We start from the raw sequence: 26,778 nt of genomic DNA, 5'->3' as shown, positions 1-26,778 counted from the left end.
GGTTACCAGTTTGCGCGCATACGGGCCGGGGCGCACTCGTTTTCGGTCGACCTCCCCACACCGGCTCGGCCCGCAGGTGATGCCCGGGTGCGGGAGGCGAAGGCTGTCTCGGAGGTGCTGTCAGTCGGTTTCGTCCGGGTCCTTGTCCTCGCGCCGGTCCAGGATGCCGGCGGTGACGCCGTAGGGCAGGAAGCGCACCGACCGGAGCGGGTCGGTGTTGTTCTTGTGGGCGCGCAGCGCCTCGAGTTCGGTGGGGAAAACCTGCTCGACGCGGGCGGTTCCGTCGCCGTCGAGCGTGTAGATCACCCACACGCCGTCGCCGGTCTCGCCGGCGGTGGGCGGTGCCGGGCGGGTGCGCGGCGCGCCGCCGAGGTCGGGGAAGATGCTCGACCACGGAATCCCGGCGTCCGGTTGCTCGACGAACCGGCCGATCTTGGCGGCCAGGTCTCGCAACCCTTCCCCGGCGTCGCGGAAGACGCGGTCGAGGTCTTCCGGGTCGAATCCGAACGGGTTGTTGTCGCCCATGAGGGCCTCCTGACGTCGCGGGCCGCACGTGCGGCCGTGATCCCTCCAGTGTGGGCACTGCCGCCGAACCTCGCCACCATCGGCTGAGAGGACGGCGGCCCGCGACGTCAGGAGGCGTGTTCGTGCGGCCGGACCGGTTCCGCCTTGCGGCACGCAGGGAGGTCCGCGCCGTTCGCAGCGCCACGAGCGTGCCGGTTCCCTATCGGTCCTCGGCGCGGACGACGATCCCGTCGTGGTCGCTGTAGAGCATCTCGCCCGGGTTGAACGTGACGCCGCCGAACTCCACCGGCACGTTCTTCTCGCCGGACCCGGTCTGGGTGCTCTTGCGCGGGTTGGTGCCGAGCGCCTTGATGCCGATCGCGAGGGTGCGCAGGATGGCCGAGTCGCGGACGGCGCCGTTGACGACGACACCGGCCCAGCCGTTGTCGACGCCGCGGCCGGCGATGATGTCGCCGACGAGGGCGGTGTGCACGCTGGCATCGCCGTCGACGACGAGGACGCCGCCGTTGCCGGGCTCGCTCAGGGTCTGCTTGACGAGCAGGTTGTCCTGGAAGCAGCGGATGGTGGTGATCCGGCCGGCGAAGACCTCGCGGCCGCCGAACTGGACGAACTGCGTGTCGCAGCTGCGGATGTCGGGGCCGATCTCGTCGGCGAGGTCGGCGGTGGCCGGAACGTCGTTGGTGGAGGGTTCGCTCATACCGCCGAGAGTAGTGGGGTGACGGCGTCCGCTCGGCGTGGGACGGATAGAGACAGATCATCTGCCTCTTTAGATTTCAAACCGGTAGATTCTTGTATCCTAAGTGCCATCGGGGCTGGGATGGATGACGCACACAGGACGGTGAAATGCCACTCGACGGAAGCTCGACGGTCGTTCGCGTGCCCAAGGCAGGTGAACTGATCGCCGCGAGCCTGCGCCGCCAGATCATCACCGGGGAACTGCACGCCGGCGAGCCGTTGCCGAACGAGGCCGCACTGATGGAACGCTTCGGCGTTTCCCGGCCCACGTTGCGGGAGGCGTTCCGCATTCTCGAGTCGGAAGGCATCATCACCGTCCTGCGCGGCGCCCACGGCGGCGCCCGCGTGCAGGCGCCGGACGGCTCGACCGCCGCCCGCTACACCGGGCTGCTGCTGCAGTACCGGGGTGTCCCGCTGGCCGACGTCTACCGCGCCCGCACCGAACTCGAGGTGGACGCCGTCGGCCTGCTCGCCGCCGCCCCCGCCGGGCGCATCGACACGCTCGCCGAACTGGTCGAGCGGGGCGAGGAACTCCTCGACGACCCCGCCGCCTTCGCCAAGTACGACACCGAGGTGCACCGGGCGGTGATGGAACTCGCCGGGAACCAGACGATGGCGGCGCTCGCGGGGATGCTGCTCGACATCATGGACGCACACAATGCGCTGTATCTGTCCACGCGCGCCGATTCGGCGGAACGTCCCGGGGCGTCCGCGGCGTTGCGTGCCAACCGCAAGCTCGTCACGTTGCTGCGAGGAGACGATGCCGAGGCGGCGCAAGCGTTCTGGCGCAGGCACCTCGACAGCGTCGAGCGGTACATGACGGGTGACTCGGCGACCACGCTCGTCGAGGTGCTGTCCTAGGACCCCGTGCTCCCAGGGCATCGCGCTGCCAGGGCACCGCGTCGAGGGGGAGGTTGCCGCGCCGACATGCGAGTGGGGCGCTACGTGGCAGCCCCCTCGGCGCAGGAAACTCCCGCTCGGCTCAGCGCCCGAATCGCCGCTCGTACTCGTTGCGTTCGCGGTCGGCCCGCACCCGCGCCTTCTCGCCGAGCAGGTTGGGGTCGAGGCCGTGCTGCTCCAGGCGGTGCCGCCGCCAGATCTGCATCAGGGCGATCGCGAAGTACACCAGCGGGATGAAGAGCAGCGCCATCATCGCCAGCGGAATCCACACCGGCCCGGGGATGAGCAGGAACAGCGCCAGGAACGGCACGATCGGCAGGGTGAACCGCACGAGGTAACGCATCGTCGCGCCGGGCCCGACGAGGTCGTTGCGGACCCAGTCCTGGAGCGAGTCGGGGAGCGTGCGGCCGAACAGGTATCCGACGTACTGGGTAAAACTCGGTCGCGCACTACTCGTCATGTATCCGAGGATAGGCCGCCTATCCGTACAGCCCGGTGAGCCGGTCGGAGAAGTTGTCGATGACGATCTTGCGGCGCAGTTTCATGCTCGGCGTGAGGTCCCCGGCCTCGACCGACAGCTCGCGGTCGATGATGGTGAACTTCTTGACCTCCTCCCACCGGTTGAGCTGCTCGTTGAGCTGGTCGATGTACCCGGCGATCAGCTCACGGGTCTTCTCGTCCCGGGCGATCTCCGCGAACGACCTGTCGCCCATGCCGTTCTTCTGGGCCCACTCGTGGATCGCCTCCGGATCGAGGCCCACCAGCGCCACGCAGTACGGCCGGCCCTCGCCGTGGACGATGATCTCGCTCGCGTACGGGCACAGGCCCTTGAAGGTCGCGGCGATGGCGGACGGCGCGACGTACTTGCCCTGCGAGGTCTTGAACATGTCCTTCTTGCGGTCGGTGATCCGCAGGAACCCGTCGGAGTCCACCTCGCCGATGTCGCCGGTGTGGAACCAGCCGTCGTCCTCGAACGCCTCGGCGTCCGCGTCGGGACGATCGTGGTAACCGCTCATCACACCGGGACCCTTGATGAGGATCTCCCCGTCCTCGGCGATCTTGACCTCGGTCTCCGGGAAGGGCCAGCCGACCGTGCCGAAGCGGTAGGCGAGCGGCCGGTTGAGGAACGTCGCGGCGGAGGTCTCCGACAGCCCGTACCCCTCGAGGACGATGATGCCGACGGCATCGAACCACTGTGCGACGTCGCGGTCCAGCGGCGCGGACCCGGAGACGAAGAACCTCAGCCGGCCGCCGAACCGCTCCCGGATCTTGGAGAAGACGAGCTTGTCGGCGACCTTGTACTGCAACCGGTCCAGCAGCGACGGGTTGCGGCCCTCCTGCTTGGCCTTCGAGACCCGCGTTCCGACCCCGACGGCCCAGTCGAAGATCTTCTTCTTGATGCCGCCCTCCTCCGCCATCATCGCCTCGATGCGCGCGTGAGCCTTCTCGAAGACGCGTGGGGCCGCGCCCATGAAGGTCGGCCGCACGACGGCGAGGTTCTCGACGATCTTCTCGACCCGGCCGTCGATGGCGGTGGGCATGCCCACCTGCAGGGGCAGGCTCAGCAGCACCTTGCCGAACACGTGCGACAGGGGCAACCACAGGTACTGCAGATCGTCCGGGCCGAGAATGCCGAGGGCATCGACGGCGGCGGCGGTGTACGTCCACGCCGAGTGCGGCAGCCGCACGCCCTTGGGCTTGCCGGTGGTGCCGGACGTGTAGATGAGAGTGGCGAGGTGCTCCGGCCGGATCTCCCGGACCCGATCCTCGACGACGTTCGGCGACTCCGCGATCAGCTGCCTGCCCCGCTCCTCGAGGTCGGCCAGGGTGATCACCCAGTCCCCGTCCCCGGGGCCGTCGATCACCACCACCTGCTGCACGTGCGGCAGCTGTGCGCGCTGCTCGACGAGCTTGTCGACCTGCGTCCTGTCCTCGGCGACGACCACGCGGCTGCCCGAGTTGGACACGATGAACCCCACGTCGGGAGCCTTGGTGGTGGGGTAGACCGTCGTGGTCGCGGCGCCCGCGCACATCACCGCGAGGTCGACGATCACCCACTCGTACCGGGTCGACGACGCCAGCGCGATACGGTCCTCGGGCTCGACGCCGAGCGCGATCAGCCCGGCCGTGAGCAGGCGGACACGGTCACCGACCTGCTGCCACGTCACGCTCTGCCAGCCGTCGTCCTTCGGGAACCGGAACGCCTCCGTGCCGGGGCTGGCCGCGACACGATCGAGGAAGAGCTGAGCCACCGACGGTGCCCGCTTCTCGATCTTCGAGTGGTCGACGGGTTCGTCGGAGATTCGCAGCGCTGTCATACCCCGAGTCTAGGAAGGCCGCACGAACCGTGGGGAGGGTTTCGCCTGTTCGTTCCGGCGTCCGGTCCACCCTCACCGCGCCTGCCGGTGCTGCCGGGCGTGGGGCGAGCCGCGGCCGCCCGCAGTACCTGCGGTGCGCGATCGGGGGCGCGTCCGTGATCGCGTCGGTGAGCGCGTACAGCTGCCATCGGCCGGGCACCCCGGCGAGCCGGTGCCGGCTGTGCGACGTCGTCGCGTGACTCCTCGATGGGTCATGCAGTCAAGGCCAGTCTCACCTCCTCGGCAGGGTCGGTGACGGTCTCGGCGGGCTTGTCGTTGCGGGGACGAGCCAGAACGTCCAGGCAACGTCAACGGCTACCGCGAGATCCTGGGTTTGGATGCCACTTCCGCCGAGGACGGGGCTGGCTGGCCGACCTCTTCCCGATCCCTGGTCGACCGCGGGCTGACCGGGGTGAAGGGGGTGACCTCCGATGCCCTCGCAGGCTGACGTCGGCGATCGGAGCGACCCTGCCCGGCGACTTGTGGCAGAGGTGCTGCACCCCTGCGCGAAGAACTTCGCGGCTGTCACGCCGAGGTCGTCGTGGCCTAGGGATACCGCCCGCTTGCGGGGACGACGAAGACCCTGCTGCATTCGGTCTACGACCAACCGGATGGTGCTGAAAATTGCCATTTACGCAGCTATTCCGACGAACCCCGAGGTGAGCACACTTTCGGTCGCCGGGACGGTGTCGGAGGCCTCCGGTACCGTGCCCGACCGTGGACCACCAGCCGGAACCAGCAACAGACGGACCTCTCGCAGCGGTCGAGACGGTGGAGGGGGCTTTGGAGCCGGCGCTGCCGGACCTCGCACCTGCCGCGGCGGCGCGGATCGCGGAGTCGGTGGCGTCGGCCCGGGCCGCCGGCACCCGCCGCACCTACGCCTCGGCGTGGCGGGCCTTCACCACCTGGTGCGCGCGCGAAGGCCACCGTGCATTGGCGGCGGGCACCGTCGATCAGCAGGATCGGTTCCGGGGTAGTCACGAGATACCTTTCGTTGGTCCGCGGCCCCTTGTGGGCCCAGCTCGTTGCCGGGCCCCACGAGAGTCCACGCTGTGGGGGGGTGAGCGTGCGATCAGCAGGCTGGCGCGATCACCGCATCCTGGTTCGGGTAGGCGGCCAGCAGTTCGGTCAGTCGCCGGTGGTAGGCCTCGACGTTGGCGACCTTGATCTGCTCGTATCCGCGGATCATGTCGGGCAGGGCGGCGATGTCGACGGCGGCGGCCAGGATGGCGGGGGTCAGGTCCTGCAGCAGGGTTTCGATGACGGTGCGGTATTCGTCGATCAGGGCGCGTTCCATCTTCCGGATGCGGTGGTAGCCGAAGATGTCGAGCCTGGTGCCGCGGATGCGCCGCATGCGATGCAGGGTCTTGAATCCGGGGTTGACCCATGAGCCGAGCGAGAGCTTGTTCTTCATGCCCATCGCGCGCAGCAGCGGCGGGTGCAACCGCACCGCTCGCTTGGCGCTCGTGCCGAAGGTGTCTGTCACCGCGGCGTCGAAGGCGGGGTCGAGTGCCAGGCGAGCGACCTCGTATTCGTCCTTGTAGGCCATGAGCTTGTAGAGGTTCTGTGCGACCGTCTCGGCCAGGGTCGTCGATCCGTCGACTGCGACGGCCTCCCTGGCGCGGACTCGTTCGACGAAGAGTGCGTACTCGGTTGCGTAGGTGCTGTCCTGGTAGTCGATCAGGTCGGCGGTGCGTAGGGCGACGAGACGGGCCAGTTCTGAGCCGTCTTCGGCGCGGACGTTGGCGGCGATATGCAGTGCCCGAGCCGACGGCGGGGCGGGGGTGAACACGGCGCGACGGTTGGCTTCGATCGCGACGGCGAGTGCCTCAGGGTCGGCGACGGCCTGGCGGCCGCGGCGGAAGGCCTGCAGGTTCGCATCGACGGCGGCGCCGTTGAGGGTGATGGCGCGTTCGATCGCGTGGGCGGCGATCGGCAGGACCCCCGTCTGGTAGGCGGCACCGACTAGGAGCATGTTGGTGTACTGCTCGTCGCCGAACAACTCGCGCGACAGGGTGGCCGGGTCGAGATAGACGGCGCGGCGGGTGGCACCGTCGACGGCGGTGCGGATCGTGCCCAGCCCGGGGAAGTGCACCGAGGTGTCGACGACCATCTGCCCCGTCGGGATCTCGGTGGTCGAGACCACCGCGATCGTGGTGTCCGGATCGGCGGCCTTCAGATTGGTCGGGTCGGTGCCCACCAGCGAGTCACACGCCAGGTACAGGTTGCACCGGCCCTGACCGATCTTCGGGCCCTGCTCGAAGGGGTGAGGGCCGAGCTTGAGGTCGGAGACGACCGCGCCGCCCTTCTGCGCCAGGCCGGTCTGGTCGAGGCTGCGCACGAACTTGCCGTCGATCACCGCGGCAGTGGCCAGGATCTGCGAGACCGTGACGACACCGGTGCCGCCGACACCGAGGATGCGCATTCCGAATTCGCCTTCCATTGAGGTGAATTCAGGGTCTCTGATCAGGCCTGTGGTGATGTCCGGCACCGGGGTGCGCTGCTCGACCGGGCCGGGGGTGATGGTCACGAACGACGGGCAGTCGCCTTTCAGGCACGAGTAGTCGAGGTTGCACGAGGACTGGTGGATGGTGGTCTTGCGACCGAACTCGGTCTCGACCGGATGCACCGACAGGCAGTTCGACTTCTCGCCGCAGTCGCCGCAGCCTTCGCAGATGCGTTCGTTGATCATCACCCGGGTGGTGGGGGTGTCGATCGTGCCGCGCTTGCGCTTGCGCCGCTTTTCGGCGGCGCATTCCTGGTCATGGATCAGCACGGTCACACCGGGCACGGTGGCCAGTTCCTGCTGGACCTGCACGAGCTCGTCGCGGTCACGCACGTCGACCCCGCGGGGCAGACGCAGGGCCTTGATCCGGGTGCGGTCCTCGGTGGTGACGACGATCTTGCGCACGCCTTCGGCGAGCAGCAGGCGGGTGATCCGGTCGAGCGGCATGGCGCCCACCGGGTCCTGTCCGCCGGTCATGGCGACGGTGGCGTTGTAGAGCAGTTTGTAGGTGATGTTCTCGCCCGAGGCGACGGCGGCGCGCAGCGCGAGGCTGCCGGAGTGCATGAACGTGCCGTCGCCGACGTTCTGCACGAAGTGATCCTCTTCGAGGAACGGGGCCATACCGATCCACTGGGCGCCTTCCCCGCCCATCTGGGTCAGGCCGATGACGTCGCCGACCTGCTTGTCGTCCATCATCATCACCATCGCGTGGCAGCCGATGCCGCCGCCGATGAGGGTGTCCGGGGCCACTTTGGTCGAGGAGTTGTGCGGGCAGCCGGAGCAGAAGTAGGGGGTGCGGGCCAGCAGCGGCAACACGATCCGCGACCGTTGGGGTCGTTCGCGCCAGCGCTGGACCGGTTCGATCTCGTATTCGCCGCCGAGACGGCGCGCCAGAGCGCCGGCGATCAGATCGGCGTCGAGCTCCCCGAAGGCGTTGACCAGCGGCTTTCCGGTCGGGTCGGTCTTGCCGAGCACCAGCGGCGCGTCGGGGCGACGGTAGAGGATGTCGCGAAGGGCGGTTTCGAGGAACGCACGTTTTTCCTCGACGACGATGATCTCGGTCAGGCCGTCGGCGAAGGTGTGCACGATCTGCGGATCGACGGGATAGATCATCCCGAGTTTGAGGATGCGGATACCGAAGCGGCGCAGGTCGGTTTCGTCGAGTCCGAGGACGGTGAGCGCTTCGCGCAGGTCGAGGTACGTCTTGCCGGAGGTGACCAGGCCGATGCGATCGTCCGGTCCGGAGCACACGATGCGGTTGAGGTGGTTGATGCGCGCGTACTCGAGGGCCCGCGGTAGTCGATCGTGCAGTTGGCTGCGTTCGAGGGTCAGCAGGTTCGGTCCGACCAGGTGGGCGCTGGGGGTGTAGGTGCTCGGGCCCAGGTCGCCGAAACTGGGGTCGATCCGGTCCGGGTGCACCACGGCGGTGCCGGCCCCGTCGGCCACGGCGGTGACGATCTTCAGCCCCGACCACAGCCCGGTGAAGCGGGACAGGAACGGTGCGTGCAGTCCGTAGTCGAGGACTTCCTGCGGATCGGCCGGGTACAAGGTGGGGATCAGCAGATCGGCCATGGCTACCTCGGAGGCGCAGGCCAGGCTCGAGGACTTCCCACCGGGGTCGTCGCCGACCAAGGCGACGGCGCCGCCACGCGGATCCGTGCCGACGAGGTTGGCGTGACGGATGGCGTCCGAGGCACGGTCGAGGCCGGGCGATTTGCCGTACCAGTAGCCGGTCACCGCGTCGGTGCGCATCCGGCCCACCTGCGGGGCCATCTGGGTGCCGAGCACGGAGGTGGCGGCGAGCTCTTCGTTGACCGCCGGCCGGTGCACGATGTCGAAACCGTCCAGGATCTTCTTCTTGCGGGCGATCTCGAGGTCGTAGCCGGCCAGCGGAGAGCCCTCGTAGCCGGAGACGAACGAGGCGGTGCGCCGACCGTGGCGGCGGTCGAGGATCGCCCGGTCGCGCAAGGTCCGCACCAGGGCCTGGATGCCGGTCAGGTAGACCGTGCCGTCGTCGAGAACGTAGCGATCGTCGAGCGAGAAGTCGGACACGGGAGTGTGCACGGTGGTAGACAAGGTGATTCCTTCGAGGATGGGTCGCCCGATCAGGCCGGGGTGGCGCCCGAGCCGAGCCCGGCGACAAGGTCTTCGACAGAGGGGGCCGCATCGATGCGGTCGATGAACGCGGTTTCGGCGAGGTGAGCGCGTTCGCAGTGCTCGACCACCTGGGGGACGTCGAAGAACGGGATGATGCAGATGCCGTCGCGGTCGGCGACGAGGTAGTCGCCGGGATGGACCTGGTGGCCGCCGAGACAGACCGGTCCGTTGAGCTGGACCGTCTCGTAGCGGTAGCGGGCGGCGGCGGGGCGGCGTGCCGCGCTCCACACCGGCAGACCGGTGTCGAGAATCGAGGCGGTGTCGCGTATCGCTCCGTCGACGATGCAGCCGGCGATACCGGCCTTGACGGCCCACCGCGCCGACAGGGCCCCCATCACCGCGCCGGAGCGGGAGCCGGAGCAGTCCATCACGGCGATGTCGCCGGGGCGGCCGAGACCGTACAGGTCGCGGTCCCCGAAGACGGTGCCTTCCCCGTTGCGGCGATTGCTGCTCGGATCACCGCCGAGCGGTACGTAGCGCACGGTGACGGCCGGTCCGCACACGCGTCCGGTGGGAACGAGGGGCTGCAGGGTGTCCACGTCGATGTCGGCGCCGAGCCCCAGTTCGTCCAGAGCATCGGCGACGGCCGAGGCGGTGTCGGGGACGGCCAGCAACCGGGCCGAGAAGTTCTCATTGTGGCGAGGGATGGCGGTGGTGTGGATCTTCTCGGGGGAGATCGCGCCGGGCATCCGGGTTGCCGGCTCAGCCATGTCGAGCCTCCTGCCGGTCGATGCGGCGGGCGGTGGGCAGGGTGGGTCGGCGGCGGCACTCGTATGCGTCGATGTCGGCCGCATGGACGAGGGTCAGACCGATGTCGTCGTAGCCGTGGAGCAGCCGCCCTCGGGTGTGCTCGTCGAGGTGGAACCGGTATACGGTGTCGCCGACGCTAATCTGCAGGCGTACCAGATCGACGGTGACCGGCACCTCCGGGTGGTTCTCGAGGTCCTTCCAGATCCGGTCGACGACGTCCTGAGGCACCTCGACGGTCAGCAGCCCGTTCTTCAGTGCGTTGCCGCGGAAGATATCCCCGAACCGCGGCGCGATGACCACGCGGAACCCGTAGCCCTGCAGAGCCCACACCGCCCACTCCCGGGACGAGCCGGTGCCGAAGTCCTCGCCGGCGACCAGGACGGTGGCGTCGCGATAGGCCGGCTGCTCGAGGACGAAGTCGGGATTGCTGCGCCAGTCGGCGAACAGTGCGTCGGCGAGCCCGTCCGTGGTCACCCCGGCGCAGAACCGGGCCGGGATGATCTGGTCGGTGTCGACGTCGGAGATCCGCAGCGGCGCCCCGGTTCCGGTGTGTTCGGTGAACGTGTCCATCGTCATCAGTCCTCGAGATCGGTGGGAGCGGTGAGCCGGCCGGTGACGGCGCTGGCGGCGGCCACGGCAGGAGAGACCAGATGGGTGCGGGTCCCTCGCCCTTGCCGTCCCTCGAAGTTGCGGTTGTTCGTCGAGGCGGCCCGCTGTCCGGGGCGCAGGCGGTCCTCGTTGAGAGCCACGCACAACGAACACCCGGAGTAGCGCAGGTCGACTCCGGCAGCGGTGAAGATCTCGTCGAGACCTTCGGTGATCGCCTGGGCCCGTACCGCTTCCGAACCGGGGACGAGGAAGACCTCGACACCGGGGGCGATACGGCGGTTCTGCCACACCGCGGCCACTTCCCGCAGGTCCTCGATCCGGCCGTTGGTGCACGAGCCGATGAACACCGCGTCGATCTCGATCTCACGCATGGCGGTGCCGGGCTTCAGATCCATGTAGGTCAGGGCCCGTTCGGCCGCGGCACGGGCACCCGGGTCGAGGAACGAGTCCGGTTCGGGGACGCGGCCGTCGAGCGGAACGGTCTGCGCCGGAGTGGTGCCCCATGATACGCGCGGAGAAACCGTGCCGGCGTCGAGGTGGATCTCCTTGTCGAACACCGCGTCGTCGTCGGAGTAGAACGTGCGCCAGTAGGCGGCTTCGGTGTCGAAGGCCGCGCCGGTGGGCACATGCGGGCGTCCCCGCAGGTATTCGATGGTCACCTCGTCGGGAGCGATCAGTCCGGCGCGGGCGCCCGCTTCGATGGACATGTTGCACACCGTCATCCGGCCTTCCATCGACAGGGCACGAATCGCCTCGCCCTGGTACTCGATGACGTGGCCCTGCCCGCCGGCGGTGCCGATCCGGGCGATGATGTCCAGGATCAGGTCCTTGGCGGTCACACCGGCCGGCAGCCGGCCGTCGACCACCACACGCATGTTCCTCATCGGATTCATCGGCAACGTCTGGGTGGCCAGGACGTGCTCGACCTGGCTGGTGCCGATCCCGAAGGCCAGGGCGCCGAAGGCGCCGTGGGTGCTGGTGTGCGAGTCGCAGCACACCAGCGTCATGCCCGGCTGAGTCAACCCCAGTTCGGGGCCGATCACGTGGGCAATTCCGCGGGCGGCGTCACCGAGTCCGTACAACTCGACGCCGAAATCCTGGCAATTGCGTTCCATGTGACCGATCTGCAGGGCCGCCGCCGGATCGGTGAGCTCGCGCAGCACATCGTCGGTCGGGTTCTGATGATCGACCGTGCCGAGCGTCAGCTCCGGTCTGCGTACCGTTCGCCCGGCCGCTCGCAGATTCGCGAACGCGACCGGAGTGTTGACCTCGTGTAGCAAGTGCATGTCGATGTAGATCAGATCCGGCTCGCCCTCGGCGCAGCGCACGAGGTGGCTGTTCCAGATCTTGTCCGCAAGCGTGTAGCCCATAGCCAGGCCTGTTCCCTCCACTTGTTCGAAGCCGCCGGTGGGGCAGTGTCGCCCCCGGCGCGGACGCGGGGACCAGTTCGATGGTCGGCCTCGACGAATGGCCCCGGCGCGCTCCGTGTGACCCAGAACATACGCATATCAATGCCGTAAGGTGAATACCCGCCCGAAAAGAACTACCAAGTGCTCAATCTGTTCGCCGCTTCGGTGGACCGTATGCGCACCTGGACCAATTCCGCCCCTAGTGATGGGAGTAACCCCGTGGACGGCTTCGACAAGCTCGATCTCGACATCCTGCGGCTCATCGTCGAAGAGCCTCGCGCCGGCGTGCGCGAGTACTCCCGGCGTCTGAATATCGCCCGCAACACCGCTCAGGCGCGCATCACCAAACTCGAAAAGGCCGGCGTCGTGGTCAGTTGGCGCCCGCAGATCAATCTCGCCCCACTCGGGTATGCCGTCATGGCGTTCGTGCACGTGCACATCGCCCAGAGTCAGGTCAACGAAACCCTCGACCGGCTGACCGCGATCCCCGAACTGATCGAGGCCAACACCGTTTCCGGTGAAGGGGACCTGTTGTGCCGCTTCGTCGCCCGGGACAACGCCCACTTCGAGGAAGTGCTTCAGGCGGTGATGAAAACCGAGGGCGTACTGCGCACCCGCTCGGAGATCGTGCTGAGCCGGCGGATCTGGCCGCGGACCATCCCCATCGTCGAAAAGCTTCGCGCCGAACGCTGACCACGACCCGGCGCCGAGCGGAGCCTTTTCAAGCCCTTGGCTCAGCGGGGGTTTCAAAGATGAGCACAAGTCTCCGGACGCATGGAAATCCTGAGCAATCGGCTCAATCTCTTGCCGGCTTTCCTGCATGTGTTGAGCACCTGGACGCCTTCTCCGAAGGCGGCTTGCTTCTGTGACTGCCATCACCTTTCAATAGCCGCGAGTGACGGTGCCGCAACCACGCCATGTAACCGCGACCCGTCCAGGATCGGCCGCCACCGGCTCGAACCGGCAGGCGTGCTCGGCACAGCCGAGCCACCACCGAAAGGGTTACCTCCGATGCTGTACTTCATCTCGATCGCGGCGTTGATAGCACTGTTCGCGATCGGCACCATGACACCCATCAACATGGGCGTCCTGGCCTTCGCCGCGGCCTTCGTCGTCGGAGGCTGGCTCTCCGGCATAGCGCTCGACGACATCTTCGGCTTCTTCCCCGGAAGCATCTTCACCATCATCGTCGGCATCACGCTGCTGTTCGGGATCGCACGGGTGAACGGCACCGTCGACCTGATCGTCGCCGGATCGCTCAAACTCGTCCGCGGCAAGCGCTGGGCCATCGTCTGGCTGATGTTCTTCCTCGGCGCCGGACTGATGACCATGGGATCCGTCCTGGCGGTCGGCATGCTCGCGCCGATCGCCATGCCGATCGCCAAACGCTACAAGATCGACCCGCTGCTGATGGGCATGATGATCAGCCACGGCGTCCTCGGCGCAGCCTTCTCACCGATCACCGTCTACGGCGCCTTCACCAACGGCTGGCTGCAGTCCGCCGGACTGCCCTCCAACCCACTAGCGCTATACCTGATCCCTCTGGGCCTTAGCTTCCTGCTCGCACTGGCACTGTTCCTCGTGCGCGGCCGCGACCTGCTTCGCTCCGACGATCAGACGATCGACCTTGACGACCTCACCGGCGCCGACCACCCCACTGTCGCGGGCGGCCCCGCTCCGCAGCCGCGTGGAGGCGAGCTCGTCACCGCGGGAGCCGCCGCCGGTCAGCACGCGGTGTCCGCTCGGCCCGGTGCCGGCCCGATGGCCGTGACCACCGGGTCACCGCAGCCCACCCCCGACCGGCTCGACGAGATCGAATCCACCGGCTTCACCCCGCTGCGGGTCCTGACCCTGCTCGGCATGGTCGCGCTGCTCGTCGGCTCGGCCGTGTTCCAGATCGACGTCGGCGTGTGCTCTATGGTCATCGCCGCCGTACTGCTCGTTCTGGCGCCGAACAAGCACAAGCCGGCCGTCAACAACGTCACCTGGTCCGCAGTGCTCCTCGTCTGCGGCATGCTCACCTACATGAGCGTGCTGAAAGAGAACGGCACCATCGGATTCCTCGGAGACGCGGCGGCATCACTGGGCTCCCCGATGCTCACCGCCCTGGTCCTCTGCTACGCCGTCGCAGCGGTCTCCGCCGTGGGATCGTCCATCGGCACCCTCGGCATCGTCCTGCCGCTCGCCGCGCCCCTGCTGCTGATGGGCGATCTCGGCCTCGTCGGATTCGTCGCCGCGGTCTCCTTCGCCGCTGTCATCGTCGATGTCAGTCCGCTGTCGAGCAATGGGGTCATGGTGCTTGCCAATGCCCAGGTCCCCGACCGGGAGAAATTCCAGCGCACGCTGTTCAAGTACACCGGCTACATCGTCCTGGTCGCCCCGATCCTGGCCTGGCTTCTCGTCGTACTCCCCACATCACTCTGAGATCCAAGCAAAAGGACCGGTGTCCGCTTCGAAGCGGACACCGGTCCTCCGAATTTCAGCGGAGCCACTCACCCCGCCGCAGGTGGCTGCGCCGAGGGTCGGTGAGATCACCGAGAGTCTTTCTCGTCGGCATCGGTCGCACCGGCATCGTGACGGTCAACGAGGCCCCGCCGGAGTTGCCCCCCAAACTCTCTCCGGCGGGGTTTCTCATGTTCGATCTCGGGCCGCTCTCGACCGAGCGTGCGACACTGCAGGGCGGCCGGTTCGGACTGCGCCTTGCAGGGGACTGCACAGTACGAACCGGCCCTTCTCGTCTTCCGCGGACGGACTTCCAGTCGGTGCTTCCACGGACGGAACTGGATCATCCCTGTACCAGGGAGGGTGCCGGTGTCCCGACGGGAGGGATCGAACGCGCTGGCGGAAGCATGAGTGCATTGCGTGCACGCCACGCATGCAGCTTTGCGTCGAGGCGGGCCGGGCCTTCGGTTCGACACCGCCGCCTCGGGGTCTTCGCACTCGGGAGGCGCTTGTTCCGCTTTGTAGTCGAGGTACTCGGCTCAGCCCGCAGCACAGCCGCGTTCGTCCTCGATCGAACCCGGCTGTGCGTGCTTGTCCCTCATGTTCGACCGGAGCTCACCGGCGGCACCCCTACCCCCCGGCTCGATGCTGCGTCGCAGGCAGGGCCCTCAGTCCTGATCGTCCGACGATGCGAAACGAACGTCCCGCCAGAATTCGCACCGCAGAGCCAATGACCGGTGCTGATCCCACTCCCGCAGCGCCGCCACATACCGGGCATGTGGGGCGGTGTCCCGTTCGACGCTGAGCTCGAGAACGGGAAATCCAGCCGCCGCATCGCTTCGGCGACCCTCACCCGGACCGCTCGGCCGTTGAAGTCCTCGAACGGATGCACGTGCAGCGCAGCTCGACCGTAGCGTGGGAGTCCTTCGGCGGTTCGCCTTCCGGAACCGTGAATCGCCAGTACGTGACAGGCGACAGTTCGTCCGTCAGGACGGGCCTGCCCGATTCAGCCCGGTAGACGCTCGTGGTGCCGTAGAAGAACTCTCCACGATTCGGTCCCATACCGCTGCTGCCACGGCATTCACCCCGCAGACGACCCCTCGCAGGTGCGATGTCACTGGGCAGTGGCAGGCGAACCGACCGGCTCCACGGAAGCGCTGCCCGTGACGGGGTAGACGGCGTACTCCACGCCCGAGAGGTACTGGACGGTACGCACCACCTGGCATGAGTAACCGAACTCGTTGTCGTACCAGACGTAGAGAATGGCGGTGTCACCGTCGACGATTGCCGCGTTGGCGTCAATGATGCACGCCGCGCGTGAACCGATGAAGTCGCTGGACACGGCGTCGGTTGCCGCGGTGTAGTCGAGATTCCGACTCAGTGCGCCTGTCAGCGATTCCTGACGAAGATGTTCGAGCACTTCATCTTTGGTGGTCTCGCGCCCCAGCTGAAGGTGAAGGATGGCGACGGAGACGTCCGGGGTGGGTACGCGGATCGAGTTACCGGTGATCCTTGCCTGAAGGCCGGGAAGCGCCTTCGCCACGGCCGACGCGGCACCTGTTTCGGTGAGCACGAGGTTGAAGGGCGCCGATCGGCCGCGCCGATCGGCTTTGTGGTAGTTGTCCAGCAGGTTTTGGTCATTGGTGAAGGAGTGCACGGTCTCGACGTGGCCTCGCGCGACACCGAACTCGTCGTCCATGGCCTTCAGGGGCGGGACAATGGCATTGGTGGTGCACGATGCGCACGAGACGATGTTCTCGGTCGGGTCGAGGTCGCGGTGATTGACCCCGTGCACAATGTTGGGCACGTCGCCCTTGCCGGGCGCGGTGAGCACCACCTTGGCCACACCCGGGCGGAGGTGCTGCGACAGCCCGGCGCGATCGCGCCAGATCCCGGTGTTGTCGATCAGGATGGCGTTGTCGATGCCGTACTCGGTGTAGTCGACGCTCGTCGGATCGTTGCTGTAGATGAACTTGATGACGTTGCCGTTGGCGATCAGGGTGTTGTTCTCTGGGTCGACCTTGATCGTGCCGTTGAACTGCCCGTGGACCGAGTCGCGACGCAGCAGCGAGGCGCGCTTGGTCAGGTCGTCACTACCTCCCTTTCGGACCACCACGGCGCGCAAGTTCAACCCATTTCCCGAGCCGGCCTTTTCGATCAGGAGTCGAGCCACCAGTCGACCGATGCGCCCGAATCCGTACAGGATCACATCCTGCGGCTGCGGAGACGTCGGAGCGGCACCGGCCAGTTCGGCAAGACTGCGTGCAACGAACTCAGGGATCGACACTCCGTCGCCGTTCGCCCGGTAGTTCATCACCAGCAGTCCGAGATCGATCTTGGAGGGCCGGAGGTCGAGATGCGTCAGTGCCTCGAGGAAAGGGAACGTCTCTTCGACGGACAGCTCGTCGCCGCTGATCTGTCGGGCGAAACGATGGGTTCGCAGGATGCTGATGACCGACTTGTTCACCAGGGAGCGACTGTGAAGCAGAATGGTCACCGAACGCGTGCGGTGTAAGCCACCGATGATCGGGATCATCGCTTCCGCAAGAGCCTCCTCGGAGTTCCACTGTGCCAATTCTGCTGTGCTCACTGTGCTCCTCTGCCTTTCCGGCTCGTGTGACACGTCCGGTGGTTGGATGCCGGCCCGGACGAGACGCACGTCACTCGCCGGTCAGCGTTCCGGATCGGTGGAACAGTTCGCGACCGACGCCGATCAGGACGTGCGCAACACCAAGCATATGGAAGCGCTCCCTCGGATCGACAAGCCGGTCGCCGAAACCGTCCCGGGGGCGTGGACCTGCCGCCTCACGCGAAGAATGCCACGGACAACCTGCTGTCCTATCCATCAGTAGCAGCAGGAGGAGGCTTCTTGTGAGTGAGCGGCGGCGGCGCACAGCAGCAAGCAAGCAGAGGCCGATACTCCCCCTCGCTGCGGTGCGGACGCAGGTCACATCCTGGTGGATCGGATTCGGTCACGTTCCAGCGGGCGCACGCGGGAAGGCGCATGTGCGCGCCCTCCGCGACCATGGCGAAGAAGAGCGGGGCTCAGGCTCGACGCAGGGGCTCATGTCGGCCGTAGCCGTCCCGGTCTGTCCGTCGATCGCGTGCGGGGCAGTGGAGTGCTAGACCCGGCCGCCGCGTCCGAGGCGATGGCCGCAGTGGCTCGGAGCGTGCACGGATCGGAGCGAGTGGCAGCGTTGACGGTTACCGGGTCTTCGCCTACGTCGACGTCCAGGGACCGGACGCAGGGTGCGCGTTCGACGCCGCCCGTGAGGAAGCGGCGTTGCATCCGCTGTCCGACACGCGCCTGCTCGGCCTTGTCGAGCAGGCACTCGAGGTCGGCTTGCACCCGACGAAGCTGCGCACCCTGTCCGGCACGGGAGTCGGGATCATGCGACGCGACTTCGGGGTCGAGTTGCCCGCGCCCGGCAACGACTGCCTCTGACAGCGCAACACAGGCGAGGCTCCCGGAATCCCTGGTTCCGGGGGCCTCGCCCGTGGCGTAGGAACGTCGTTCCGGCACGAGCCGGAATGACGTGGGCGCCACCACTACCGCGTCCAGCACAACCGGGCGCGTACGGTCGCCACGTCTCGCACCTCCGGCACGAACACCACCTCGATCCGATCGCCGGTCGGTCGCCGGACGGCACCAGCAAAGATGCCGTCGTGGCGCTGTTCGCTGCCGCCGATCCGGCCGGATTGATCGGCTGGGACGGTCCCGGTCCTGAACCCGTGTTCCCACGCCAAGCGGGCACAGGCGCCATGGCACCTTCCTCGCCCGTCGTTCCATCCAACTCTGCTGCACCGCAACATGAGTGGTGGGTAATCGTGCTTATCCACCACACCTGGTGGGGGGCTCACCGGCCTGCCGTCGAGCAAGGACCAAGCGTCACGCCTCAGAACATGTCGATGGTGTGTGGGCTCGAGGGGTTCAGAGTCCGGGTATCGGGGGCAGTTCCGGTAGGGGGAGCGGCGGGGGTGGGGGAAGTGTGGGCAGTTGGTACTGCGGGAGACCGGGAATGAGGGGGGCTGGTTCCGGTGGGGGTGGCGGAGCCGATGTGTCGGCCGGCGCACTGTTCTGCGTCCGGGCGGTGGCGGGGGTCTGGGTCGGACTGTGTGTCTGCGGCGGGTTCGTGGTGCGCACTTCGGTCTGTGCGGGGATCGTCGGCTGCGTGTCGACCACCGGCGGGGCGGCTTCCGGGGGCGGGGCCACGTCCGCGGTCGTGGTGGGCGGTGGCGGGGCGGTGGGCTGTGCGTCCCGCTCGGAACCCTGCAGCAGGTCGGTGCCGAGGCCGAGGCCGATCGCCGCGACGACGGTGACGACGCTGCCGGCGAGGAGGAGGCGTCGAGGTGTCCGCGGCGGTGCGGTCGTCTCGACGGTGTGCCGGGTGTCGACGGTGTTGCTCGTCTGGTGGGGCGCGGATGCCGTTGTCGGGGACATCACCGTGCCGCCCGCCTCGCCGGTGGCGGGGCGGGCCAGCAGCGCCGCACCCTCGGCCGCGACGAGTTCGGGTTGTGCGGGCACGATCACCGGGAGGTCGAGCCGGGACTGCATCACGGAGGTGACCAGCGGGATGTGCGCACCGCCGCCGAGGAGCACCGCGGCGTCGGGGGTGCGGCCGGAGCGGCGGATGACCTCCCGGGTGAGGTGGGCCGAGGCTTTTACGGGGCCGTCGATGAGCGAATCGAAGCTGTCCTGGGAGAGCAGCAGCAGACCGCCCTCCCCGGGCATGCACACCGCGCCGTGGGTGGACAGCTGCTCCTTCGCGTCGCGGCACCGGGCGGTGAGGGCGAGCTGTGCTGCCGGGTCGGCCGGCGGGGTGAAGCGGTGCAGTTCCAGGTGATGGTGGTAGATCAGCCGGTCGAGGAGGTCGCCGCTGATCCGGTCCGAGCGTGCGGTGCTCAGCACGAGCCCGGTGGGACGGTCGACGACGGTGACGGTGAGGCCGGAACTGCCGAGGTCGTAGAACACGAGCGTCTCGTGGTCGCCGAGATCCCCGGACGTCTCCAGCCTCTCGAGCGCGGCCGTCACTTCGGGGACCAAGTGGAAGTGGCCGATCTCGAGTCGGGTCATCGCGGCCTGGACGGCACCGGCCTGCGCCTGGTTCCGGTACGCGACGCCGATGGCCTGGGCCTCGTCGATCTCGTCGGTTTCGGCGAGCACCGTGTCGAGGGATGCGGCGGCCGGGTCTCCCGGCCGTTCGAGGGTCGCGGTCACCGACCGTGACCGGAAGAGCGGACCGTGGGGGCTCTCGGTGTCGCGGCACGCGAAGCGCACAGCGCTGGCCCCGACCGACACACCGAGAACCGACGTCATGACGCCGACTATAACGGTTCGGTCACGGGTCGTGCGAGGTGCCGACTCGGCCGGATCAGCCCGCGACGTCGTGCAGATGGTGCTCGACATCGTGCAGCAGATACTGGCACAACTGCGCGATGGTGAACCGGCGGCCGTCGCTGCGCAGGCCGTCGCGCCGCCAGTCCTCAACGCCCTCGACGATCTTGACGGTCTCGTCGGTGCGTGAAGCGATCTGCTGGGCGACGGCGGCGGGATCTGCCGCCCAGAACCGCCGGCGGATCGCCTCGGCCTCGCCGTCGTAATCGGCGAACGTCGGGGTGTCCTCGGTGATCATTGCCCGCACTCGTTGTCCGAGGACGGCGATGAGGTCGCGCGCGTGGGAGGCGTACTCGAGCGTCGACCACACCCTCGGAGCGGGACGCTCGGCGACGTTCGGCCGTCGCAGCACGGCCTGCCAGCGTGGCACGCCGGCGCGCAAGCGTTGACCGGTCGTGGCCGGATCGTGCAGCGTGTACCCGCACTCGGGGCACCCTCCGTCGAGCACGAAGGTCCAGTCGCGAGTGTCGGGTTCAGCGGGTTCCGGCGCGGTGTCCATGGCCCCATGGTGCCGCTGTACGGGCTCTTCCGGTCCTGGAGTGCCTCGATCGCGCGGGTGAGGTTGCCGCAGTGCGGCAGTGACGGGATCCGGTGGGGGTCGGGTTGCCGAATCGGAGGGCGTGACGGGGCAGTGCTTCGAGTCGGGCGTTGATCGCCGCGGTGGGTCCGTTCGAGGCGCGGTGGTCGACGCAGGCGAGCACGTCGGCTCTGCGTCGGTGCAGGGTGCGTCCGAGTGAGGCGAGGTCGTCGAGACCATCCGGAACTGACCGATGGTCTTCGTTGAATAACGCACGACAACGGCTCCGTACGGTTCGGCGTTCGGGGACCAGCCGTTTGGGCGGCGGCGGGGCGCGGTGTCGCCGACATCCTGCTACCGGGTGCGCATGAGGGCAATATTCGTGCACGAGGTGCCGCTCGGCGAAGCCGAGGACAAGCTCTCGGCGCTGGTCGACAGCGACGAAGCCACGCACGACATCATCACGATCACCCGGCACGGCAAACCGGCCGCGGTCCTGATGTCGGTCGACGATCTGGAATCACTGCAGGAAACGATCTACTGGCTGTCTCGCCCGGCACCGCCGAGTCGCTCGCGGCCGCCGACGGCGATCCTGCTCAGTGCTGACTCGCAGGGCCGGATCTTGGGGAACCGGATCGGTAGCGCCGTCCCGGTTCCGGCCTCATCACAACCGAAGCCTGGCAGGCCGAGCCCGCCACCGAGACCTCGCCTGCTGATTCACACGAGGGTCACGCACGGGTGATCGTGGTCTTCCGGTCCACGCTCACCGCGCCTGCCGGTGCTGCCGGGCGTGGGCGAGAGCCGCGACCGCCCGCAGCACCTGCGGTGCGCGCCGGGCGGTGCGGAGCACGGCCCGGTCGAGCACGGACAGGTCGAGGGACCGGTGCGCGATCGGGGGCGGGTCCGTGATCGCGTCGGTGAGCGCGTACAGCTGCCATCGGCCGGGCACCCCGGCGAGCCGGTGCCGGCCCCGGTCGGCGAACCTCAGGCCCGAGCCGGTGCCGAGGTCGCGGGCGGTGCGGGAGACCAGGATCTCGCCGGGACCGGCGGTCGCGCCGATGCGCGCCCCGATGTGCACGGACAATCCGGTCAGCTCGGGTCCGGCGTGCTCGACGGTGCCGGTGTGGATGCCGGCCCGGATCTCGATGCCGAGGCCGCGGGCGTCGTCGCGGATCCGCGCGGCACAGCGCACGGCCGCGGCCGGGCCGTCGAAGAGGCTCAACGTCCCGTCCCCCGTGACCTTCACGAGCCGGCCGCCGGCCTGCTCCACCTCGGCCCGGACCCGTCGTTCGTGGGCGGCGCGCAGGTCGCGGTAGGCGCCGTCGCCGATACGGGCGAGCAGTTTCGTCGAGCCGACAATGTCGGTGAACAGCAGCGACGCGAGGCTGCGGTCGGCGTCGACGGGATGCTGCATCCCGGTGGCGAGTTCCTCGACGTGGTCGAGGATCGGCCGCCACGCCTCCCCGAGCGAGGCGCCGGGCAGGGCGTTCGGCAACAGGTGGAACGAACCGCGGGGGATCTGCCGCGCGACGAACTCGGCGGCGGCGCGGGGCACGGGGCTGGCGGCCGGGAGCAGCACCCGGGCCGGGCACTGGATCGACGGCAGGACGCTGGAGTAGTCGAGCCGGAAGATCCACTCGAGGTGCGCCTGCGTCGTGGTCGGTGTCGCGGAGCAGCGTTCGAGCATCGCCATCAGCCGCCGGTTGTAGGGGTTGTCGGCGTGGTGCTCCCACATCCGGACCGAGGCCCCGGAACCCCACTCCCGGCCCACGGTCCGCCAGTTGTCGACGAACTCCGCCCGCCGCACCGGCGTCCATCCGTGCGGCTCACCGTCGCCGCCGAGGAGACGCTCGGCAAACGGCTGGACGAGGACCAGGCCGGCGACGCGGTCCGGGGCGCGGGCGGCGACGAGGCACTGCGGTCCACAGGTGCTGGCGACGCCGACGAGGGTGGCCCGGCGCATCCCCACCTCGTCCATCACGGCCAGCACGTCGTCGGCCTGCTCCTCGAGGCTGGGCACCCGGTCCAGCGGATCGGACAGCCCGATCCCGCGGCGCTGGAAGTACACCGAGCGGCCGAAGGTGCCGTTGCGTTCGATCAGGTAGTGCAGGTGGGGGTCGGTCCACATCAGGTCCAGGTGGGTCTGGATCTCGAGGAACCACACGACGTCCACCGGGCCTTCACCCACCACCTGGTACGCGAGGCCGTGGCCGTCGCGCGGAAGATACCGGGTGACCGGTGGGTCCATCTCCTCAGGCTAGCGGGGCTGCCGGGCGGCGAACAGCCCGCTCTGTGACAAGCACCACGCTGCGCGGTAGGTTGGTGTAACTGCAAGAACTACTCACCAGTAGGGGTATGACATGCCTGCTCCCAGCGCCGCCACCTTCGCACGGTTGGCCGAGCTCATCGCCATCCCGGACGCAGCGAGCCGTCCCACCCGCTCGGTCGTGGAGGCTTTCACCGGTCGTGAACTCGCGACGGTTCCCATCGGCACCGCCGACGACGCCAGGGCCGCCCTCGAGCGGGCCCGCGTCGCGCAGGTCGACTGGGCACGCCGCTCCGTCGAGCAACGCGCCGAGATCTTCCACCGCTACCACGACCTGGTGCTGGCCCACCGCGAAGAACTGATGGACATGGCCCAGGCCGAGACCGGCAAGGCCCGCGCGTCGGCGCAGGAGGAGGTCCTCGACATCGCCCTCACCGCGCGCTACTACGCGCGCACCGCGCCCCGGCTGCTGCGTCCCCGCCGCGCCACGGGCATGCTTCCCGGCCTGACGAAGACCACCGTGCGCTACCACCCGAAGGGCGTCGTCGGGGTCATCGCACCGTGGAACTACCCGATGACCCTCGCCGTCTCCGACGCGATCGCCGCCCTGCTCGCCGGTAACGCCGTCGTCCTCAAGCCCGACAGCCAGACCCCCTACTGCGCGCTGGCCGTCGTCGAACTGCTCTATCGGGCCGGCCTGCCGCGCGACCTGTTCGCCGTGGTGCCCGGGCCCGGCTCCGTCGTGGGCACCGCCCTCGTCGAGAACGCCGACTACCTCATGTTCACCGGCTCCTCGCAGACCGGCAGCCTCCTCGCCGAGCAGGCGGGCCGCCGCCTCATCGGCTTCTCCGCCGAACTCGGCGGCAAGAACCCGATGATCGTCACCGCCGGCGCGAACCTGCGTGAGGTCACCGACGCGGCCGTGCGGGCGTGCTTCTCCAACTCCGGGCAGCTGTGCATCTCCATCGAACGGATCTACGTGGAGAAGTCCGTCGCCCCCGAGTTCCTCCGCATGCTCGGCGAGCGGGTGCGGAACATGACCCTCGGGCCGGGTTACGAGTACGGCGTCGAAATGGGCAGCATGGTCAACGAGACCCAGGTCAAGGCCGTCTCCGGGCACGTCGACGACGCCGTCGCCAAGGGCGCCACCGTCGTTGCCGGCGGCCGGGCCCGGCCCGATCTCGGCCCCCTGTTCTACGAGCCGACGGTGCTCACCGACGTCCCCGAGGACGCCGAGTGCTACCGGGAGGAGACGTTCGGTCCGCTCGTGTCGGTGTACCCGGTGGACAACGTCGAGGAGGCGATCCGTCGCGCCAACGACACCGAGTACGGGCTCAATGCCAGCGTGTGGGCGGGCACCAAGGCGCAGGGCGAGGCCATCGCGGCGCGGGTGCGGGCGGGCACCGTCAACGTCGACGAGGGCTACGCGCCGGCGTGGGGCAGCACCGACGCGCCGATGGGCGGCATGGGCATCTCGGGTATGGGCCGCCGGCACGGCGCCGAGGGCCTGATCAAGTACACCGAGCCGCAGACGATCGCGACGACCCGGGTGATGAATCTCGGTGGGCCCCGTGGGGTTCCGCCGAAGCTGTGGTCGAAGGTGATGCCGCCCTTCGTCAAGGCGATGCAGTGGCTGCCGGGCCGGTGACGGCCGGCATTTCGCAGAGCCGGAAACACGCGGTGCGACGAACGCGATAATCCGGCTGTGGGCGATCGCCAGGTGCTGCACGGTGCGACGGAGAACCTCCGGGTCCAGCGGCGCCGTCTGCTCGTGTGGTACCTGGCAGTCAGCACCGGGCTCGTCGCGGTAGGAATCGTTGCAGCCCTGCTCGATCCGGCCATCGCCCGATCCGGTAGCTTCGCCGGCATGGCCTCGGCGCTGGCGCTGGGCATCGCCGGGCTGGGGATCCTGCGGTGGGCGCCACGGCGTCCGGGACGCACCCCCATCGTCGCCGCCACCGCGTGCGCGGTCGTCGCGATGCCCGCGGTGATCGCGTTCCACGTCGATCCCTCCCGCATCCTCATCAGCGTCATGGGATCGATGTTCCTGTCGATGTATCTCTCGGCGTTCTGGCCACCGCGGCAGGCCGTCCTGTGGATCGGGGCGCTCACCGCGGCGACCCTCGGCGCCGCGGCCGTCGCCCCGACGCGCCTGCTGTGGGTCGGTTACGTGATCGTCGCCGCCGCCCTGCTCGGGTCCGGGGCGATCTTCGGGGCCGTGGGACGGCTGCTGGTGAACGCGGCGACCCGCGATCCGCTCACCGGCCTGCGCAACCGCGCGGGTCTCGACCTCGAACTGCGCTCGCGGCCGCGCGACCGCGGCACCCGGGTCTGCCTGGGCCTGCTCGACGTCGACGGATTCAAGGCGTTCAACGACGAGCACGGGCATCCCGCGGGTGACGCACTGCTCCGCGACGCCGCCGGGGCGTGGGCGCAGCAGGTGCCGCGCGGCGGGATCCTGGCGCGTCTCGGCGGCGACGAATTCCTCGTCGTGCTCCCGGACACGGACGAAGAGGAGGGGCGCGCGGTGCTCGAGGACATGGTCCGCGCGAATCCCGTGCCGGTCAGCTTCGGGGTCGCGGCGGGCGTCGTCAGCGACCCCATGGACCTCTACCACGACGCCGACATGGATCTGTATCGGGCCAAGGCCGCGACCTGGGCGCACCTGCCGGATCGGTTGGCGCCGCTGCCCCTGCCCGCCGTCCTCGATCTGCTGCCCGTCCCCATCATCGCCGTGCGCGACGGCGGCGCCATCGCCTACGCCAATCCCACCTTTGCGGCGCTGCTCGGCGTCGACGCCCAGGACGTGGAGAACCGGGCGCTGCACGAGATCTTCACCGGCGGCACGTGGCCCGACGGTTCCGTCACCGTCCGCTCGCTGCACGACCGGACCGGGCAACTGTGCGAGTTCGGCCGCCCGGACGGGACCGTCGTGCAGGCGACGGTCGGCGCCGTCCGGATCCGGTGGGAGAACACCCTCGCGACGCTGGTCGTGCTCGGCGACGTCACCGAGCAGCCGAGCTACGCGTCGGGCTGACCTGTGCCCGTGGACGCGCGACGGATCCGGGTGCCGGGGGTTACTGTCGCAGGTGTGCCGGGCACGGTGACGCTCTTCCTCGCCGGAGACGTGATGACCGGCCGGGGTGTGGACCAGATCCTCCTGCACCCCGGAGGTCCCACGCTGCGGGAGTCCTACGTGAAGGACGCCCGGGACTACGTCGAACTCGCCGAGACCCGCAGCGGCGCGATTCCGCGGCCCGCGGGATACGACTGGCCGTGGGGTATCGCGCTGTCCGTGCTCGACGAGTGCGCCCCGGACGTTCGGATCGTCAACCTCGAGACGTCCGTGACCACGTCGCGGGACTACGCGCCGGAGAAGGGCATCCACTACCGGATGAATCCGGCGAACGTCGAGGTGGTCACCGTCGCACGGGTCGACGTGTGCACCCTGGCCAACAATCACGTGCTCGACTTCGGCGTCCGTGGTCTGCGCGAGACCGTCGAGGTCCTCACGGCGGCGGGACTGCGGCTCGCCGGCGCGGGCGGCGACGATCGGCTGGCGTGGCGGCCGGCGACGGTCCCGGTCGGGGCGGGCCGGGTGCGGGTGTGGTCGGTCGGTGCGGTGTCGAGCGGGATCGCCCCGTGGTGGGCCGCGACGGCGACGCGGCCCGGGGTGGCGCTGTTGCCGGAGGTGTCGGAGGCGGGAGCCGACGGGCTGCTCGCCCGGATCGACGCCGACCGCGCGGCCGGCGATGTGGTGGTGGTGTCGGTGCACTGGGGATCCAACTGGGGCTACGCGGTGCCGGACGAGCACGTGCGGTTCGCGCACCGTCTGATCAACGGCGGCGTCGATGTGGTGCACGGGCATTCGTCCCATCACCCGCGGCCGCTGGAGGTCTACCGCGGCAAGCCGGTGCTGTACGGGTGCGGCGACCTGATCAACGACTACGAGGGCATCGGCGGCTACGAGCGCTTCCGCGACGAGTTGCGCCTGCTGTATGTCGTCTCGTTCGACGCGGACTCGCGGGAGCTGCGGGAGTTGCGGATGATGCCGGTGCGGGCGCGGCGGATGCGGCTCGAACACGTCACGCAGTCGCAGGAGCGCTGGCTGCGCGCGGCGCTCGAGGAGTCGTCGGCGATCTTCGGCACTCGGTTGCGGGCCGCGGGGGACGGCGGCCCGTGGATCCGGCTCGAGCGGTGAGCCGGCGCG

The 26,778-nt window shown here is 68.8% G+C and carries 20 protein-coding genes and 2 pseudogenes; 9 read left to right on the top strand and 13 right to left on the bottom strand.

Features of this window, described 5'->3' with window-relative positions:
- Positions 1-120: 120 nt before the first annotated feature.
- Entirely contained in the window at positions 121-525 is a 405-nt protein-coding gene (locus tag A4U64_RS24095) for a hypothetical protein (protein WP_050034305.1), read from the bottom strand.
- Between the two features lie 199 nt (positions 526-724).
- Positions 725-1,222 carry a ribonuclease E activity regulator RraA gene (rraA, locus tag A4U64_RS24090; protein WP_065923242.1) on the bottom strand — a complete coding sequence of 166 codons (498 nt, stop codon included), beginning with the start codon at positions 1,220-1,222 and terminating at the stop codon, positions 725-727.
- A 146-nt stretch (positions 1,223-1,368) separates the two neighbouring features.
- Here rraA and A4U64_RS24085 point away from each other — a divergent pair, with 146 nt between their 5' ends.
- Positions 1,369-2,121 carry a FadR/GntR family transcriptional regulator gene (locus A4U64_RS24085; RefSeq protein WP_006931543.1) on the top strand — a complete coding sequence of 251 codons (753 nt, stop codon included), beginning with the start codon at positions 1,369-1,371 and terminating at the stop codon, positions 2,119-2,121.
- A gap of 121 nt (positions 2,122-2,242) precedes the next feature.
- Here the strand turns inward: A4U64_RS24085 and A4U64_RS24080 are convergent, their stop codons facing one another.
- Positions 2,243-2,620 carry a DUF5313 family protein gene (locus A4U64_RS24080; RefSeq protein WP_006931544.1) on the bottom strand — a complete coding sequence of 126 codons (378 nt, stop codon included), beginning with the start codon at positions 2,618-2,620 and terminating at the stop codon, positions 2,243-2,245.
- A 19-nt stretch (positions 2,621-2,639) separates the two neighbouring features.
- Positions 2,640-4,478 (bottom strand): AMP-dependent synthetase/ligase, encoded by a 1,839-nt coding sequence (locus tag A4U64_RS24075; protein WP_065923241.1) that lies wholly within the window; start codon positions 4,476-4,478, stop codon positions 2,640-2,642.
- A gap of 343 nt (positions 4,479-4,821) precedes the next feature.
- Here A4U64_RS24075 and A4U64_RS28950 point away from each other — a divergent pair.
- Positions 4,822-5,130 (top strand): annotated as a pseudogene (locus A4U64_RS28950) (transposase); the annotation flags it as partial.
- Between the two features lie 459 nt (positions 5,131-5,589).
- Here A4U64_RS28950 and A4U64_RS24070 read toward each other — a convergent pair.
- From A4U64_RS24070 to leuC, 4 genes are read right to left on the bottom strand one after another with little or no spacing between them, the layout of a single operon-like run.
- Positions 5,590-9,099: an indolepyruvate ferredoxin oxidoreductase family protein gene (locus A4U64_RS24070; protein WP_157127608.1), complete on the bottom strand. Its 3,510-nt coding sequence runs from the start codon at positions 9,097-9,099 to the stop codon at positions 5,590-5,592.
- Between the two features lie 29 nt (positions 9,100-9,128).
- A complete protein-coding gene (locus tag A4U64_RS24065; protein WP_065923239.1) occupies positions 9,129-9,890 on the bottom strand; it encodes an RraA family protein in 762 nt (253 codons plus the stop codon).
- Positions 9,883-10,500 carry a 3-isopropylmalate dehydratase small subunit gene (gene leuD, locus A4U64_RS24060; protein ID WP_065923576.1) on the bottom strand — a complete coding sequence of 206 codons (618 nt, stop codon included), beginning with the start codon at positions 10,498-10,500 and terminating at the stop codon, positions 9,883-9,885. Before leuD ends, A4U64_RS24065 begins: the two co-directional genes overlap by 8 nt.
- Before the next feature lie 5 nt (positions 10,501-10,505).
- Positions 10,506-11,909: a 3-isopropylmalate dehydratase large subunit gene (leuC, locus tag A4U64_RS24055; protein ID WP_065923238.1), complete on the bottom strand. Its 1,404-nt coding sequence runs from the start codon at positions 11,907-11,909 to the stop codon at positions 10,506-10,508.
- Positions 11,910-12,167: 258 nt separating this feature from the next.
- On the opposite strand from leuC, the gene A4U64_RS24050 reads away from it, so the two are divergent.
- Both A4U64_RS24050 and A4U64_RS24045 read left to right on the top strand, forming a co-directional pair.
- Complete coding sequence (locus A4U64_RS24050) at positions 12,168-12,641, top strand: Lrp/AsnC family transcriptional regulator (RefSeq protein ID WP_065923237.1); 474 nt, start codon at positions 12,168-12,170, stop codon at positions 12,639-12,641.
- A gap of 318 nt (positions 12,642-12,959) precedes the next feature.
- On the top strand, positions 12,960-14,372 hold the full coding sequence (locus A4U64_RS24045; RefSeq protein WP_065923236.1) for an SLC13 family permease: 1,413 nt from the start codon (positions 12,960-12,962) through the stop codon (positions 14,370-14,372).
- Positions 14,373-15,504: 1,132 nt separating this feature from the next.
- Here the strand turns inward: A4U64_RS24045 and A4U64_RS24040 are convergent.
- Positions 15,505-16,980 carry a glyceraldehyde-3-phosphate dehydrogenase gene (locus tag A4U64_RS24040; protein ID WP_065923235.1) on the bottom strand — a complete coding sequence of 492 codons (1,476 nt, stop codon included), beginning with the start codon at positions 16,978-16,980 and terminating at the stop codon, positions 15,505-15,507.
- A gap of 693 nt (positions 16,981-17,673) precedes the next feature.
- Here A4U64_RS24040 and A4U64_RS28940 point away from each other — a divergent pair.
- Positions 17,674-17,835, top strand: coding sequence for a hypothetical protein (locus A4U64_RS28940; protein ID WP_230304382.1), 162 nt, complete (start codon positions 17,674-17,676; stop codon positions 17,833-17,835).
- 486 nt (positions 17,836-18,321) lie between these two features.
- On the opposite strand, the gene A4U64_RS24030 is transcribed toward A4U64_RS28940, so the two are convergent.
- From A4U64_RS24030 to A4U64_RS29270, 3 genes are read right to left on the bottom strand one after another with little or no spacing between them, the layout of a single operon-like run.
- Entirely contained in the window at positions 18,322-19,707 is a 1,386-nt protein-coding gene (locus A4U64_RS24030) for an Hsp70 family protein (protein WP_029546912.1), read from the bottom strand.
- Between the two features lie 55 nt (positions 19,708-19,762).
- Positions 19,763-20,284 (bottom strand): hypothetical protein, encoded by a 522-nt coding sequence (locus A4U64_RS24025; protein ID WP_029546913.1) that lies wholly within the window; start codon positions 20,282-20,284, stop codon positions 19,763-19,765.
- Positions 20,259-20,690 (bottom strand): transposase, encoded by a 432-nt coding sequence (locus tag A4U64_RS29270; protein ID WP_210432793.1) that lies wholly within the window; start codon positions 20,688-20,690, stop codon positions 20,259-20,261. The genes A4U64_RS24025 and A4U64_RS29270 overlap by 26 nt, the downstream gene beginning before the upstream one ends.
- Here A4U64_RS29270 and A4U64_RS24020 point away from each other — a divergent pair.
- Positions 20,685-20,908, top strand: a pseudogene (locus A4U64_RS24020) (type II toxin-antitoxin system Phd/YefM family antitoxin). The gene A4U64_RS29270 and the pseudogene A4U64_RS24020 sit on opposite strands and share 6 nt — an antisense overlap.
- Positions 20,909-21,065: 157 nt before the next feature.
- Here the strand turns inward: A4U64_RS24020 and A4U64_RS24015 are convergent.
- The gene (locus A4U64_RS24015; RefSeq protein WP_065923234.1) at positions 21,066-22,550 is read right to left on the bottom strand and encodes an adenylate/guanylate cyclase domain-containing protein; all 1,485 of its coding nucleotides are present in this window, start codon (positions 22,548-22,550) and stop codon (positions 21,066-21,068) included.
- 112 nt (positions 22,551-22,662) lie between these two features.
- Between A4U64_RS24015 and A4U64_RS24010 the strand changes: the two genes are divergently transcribed.
- The 3 genes from A4U64_RS24010 to A4U64_RS24000 are packed head-to-tail and all read left to right on the top strand — an operon-like array spanning position 22,663 to position 26,769.
- Positions 22,663-24,216 (top strand): succinic semialdehyde dehydrogenase, encoded by a 1,554-nt coding sequence (locus tag A4U64_RS24010; RefSeq protein WP_029546915.1) that lies wholly within the window; start codon positions 22,663-22,665, stop codon positions 24,214-24,216.
- Between the two features lie 57 nt (positions 24,217-24,273).
- A complete protein-coding gene (locus A4U64_RS24005) occupies positions 24,274-25,605 on the top strand; it encodes a diguanylate cyclase domain-containing protein (RefSeq protein WP_065923233.1) in 1,332 nt (443 codons plus the stop codon).
- A 54-nt stretch (positions 25,606-25,659) separates the two neighbouring features.
- The gene (locus A4U64_RS24000; RefSeq protein ID WP_084648692.1) at positions 25,660-26,769 is read left to right on the top strand and encodes a CapA family protein; all 1,110 of its coding nucleotides are present in this window, start codon (positions 25,660-25,662) and stop codon (positions 26,767-26,769) included.
- Positions 26,770-26,778 lie beyond the last annotated feature (9 nt).

This window comes from Rhodococcus sp. WB1 (assembly GCF_001700945.1).
Lineage (GTDB): Bacteria > Actinomycetota > Actinomycetes > Mycobacteriales > Mycobacteriaceae > Rhodococcus > Rhodococcus aetherivorans.
The sequence above is the reverse complement of the archived record's forward strand: the minus strand, read 5'-3'. Positions and strand labels throughout refer to the sequence as shown.

Bases quoted from the DNA above. Each gene is read 5' to 3' on its own strand.
- A4U64_RS24095 (WP_050034305.1), bottom strand. From the start codon at position 525: ATGGGCGACAACAACCCGTTCGGATTCGACCCGGAAGACCTCGACCGC.
- rraA (WP_065923242.1), bottom strand. From the start codon at position 1,222: ATGAGCGAACCCTCCACCAACGACGTTCCGGCCACCGCCGACCTCGCC.
- A4U64_RS24085 (WP_006931543.1), top strand. From the start codon at position 1,369: ATGCCACTCGACGGAAGCTCGACGGTCGTTCGCGTGCCCAAGGCAGGT.
- A4U64_RS24080 (WP_006931544.1), bottom strand. From the start codon at position 2,620: ATGACGAGTAGTGCGCGACCGAGTTTTACCCAGTACGTCGGATACCTG.
- A4U64_RS24075 (WP_065923241.1), bottom strand. From the start codon at position 4,478: ATGACAGCGCTGCGAATCTCCGACGAACCCGTCGACCACTCGAAGATC.
- A4U64_RS24065 (WP_065923239.1), bottom strand. From the start codon at position 9,890: ATGGCTGAGCCGGCAACCCGGATGCCCGGCGCGATCTCCCCCGAGAAG.
- leuD (WP_065923576.1), bottom strand. From the start codon at position 10,500: ATGGACACGTTCACCGAACACACCGGAACCGGGGCGCCGCTGCGGATC.
- leuC (WP_065923238.1), bottom strand. From the start codon at position 11,909: ATGGGCTACACGCTTGCGGACAAGATCTGGAACAGCCACCTCGTGCGC.
- A4U64_RS24045 (WP_065923236.1), top strand. From the start codon at position 12,960: ATGCTGTACTTCATCTCGATCGCGGCGTTGATAGCACTGTTCGCGATC.
- A4U64_RS24030 (WP_029546912.1), bottom strand. From the start codon at position 19,707: ATGACGTCGGTTCTCGGTGTGTCGGTCGGGGCCAGCGCTGTGCGCTTC.
- A4U64_RS24025 (WP_029546913.1), bottom strand. From the start codon at position 20,284: ATGGACACCGCGCCGGAACCCGCTGAACCCGACACTCGCGACTGGACC.
- A4U64_RS24015 (WP_065923234.1), bottom strand. From the start codon at position 22,550: ATGGACCCACCGGTCACCCGGTATCTTCCGCGCGACGGCCACGGCCTC.
- A4U64_RS24010 (WP_029546915.1), top strand. From the start codon at position 22,663: ATGCCTGCTCCCAGCGCCGCCACCTTCGCACGGTTGGCCGAGCTCATC.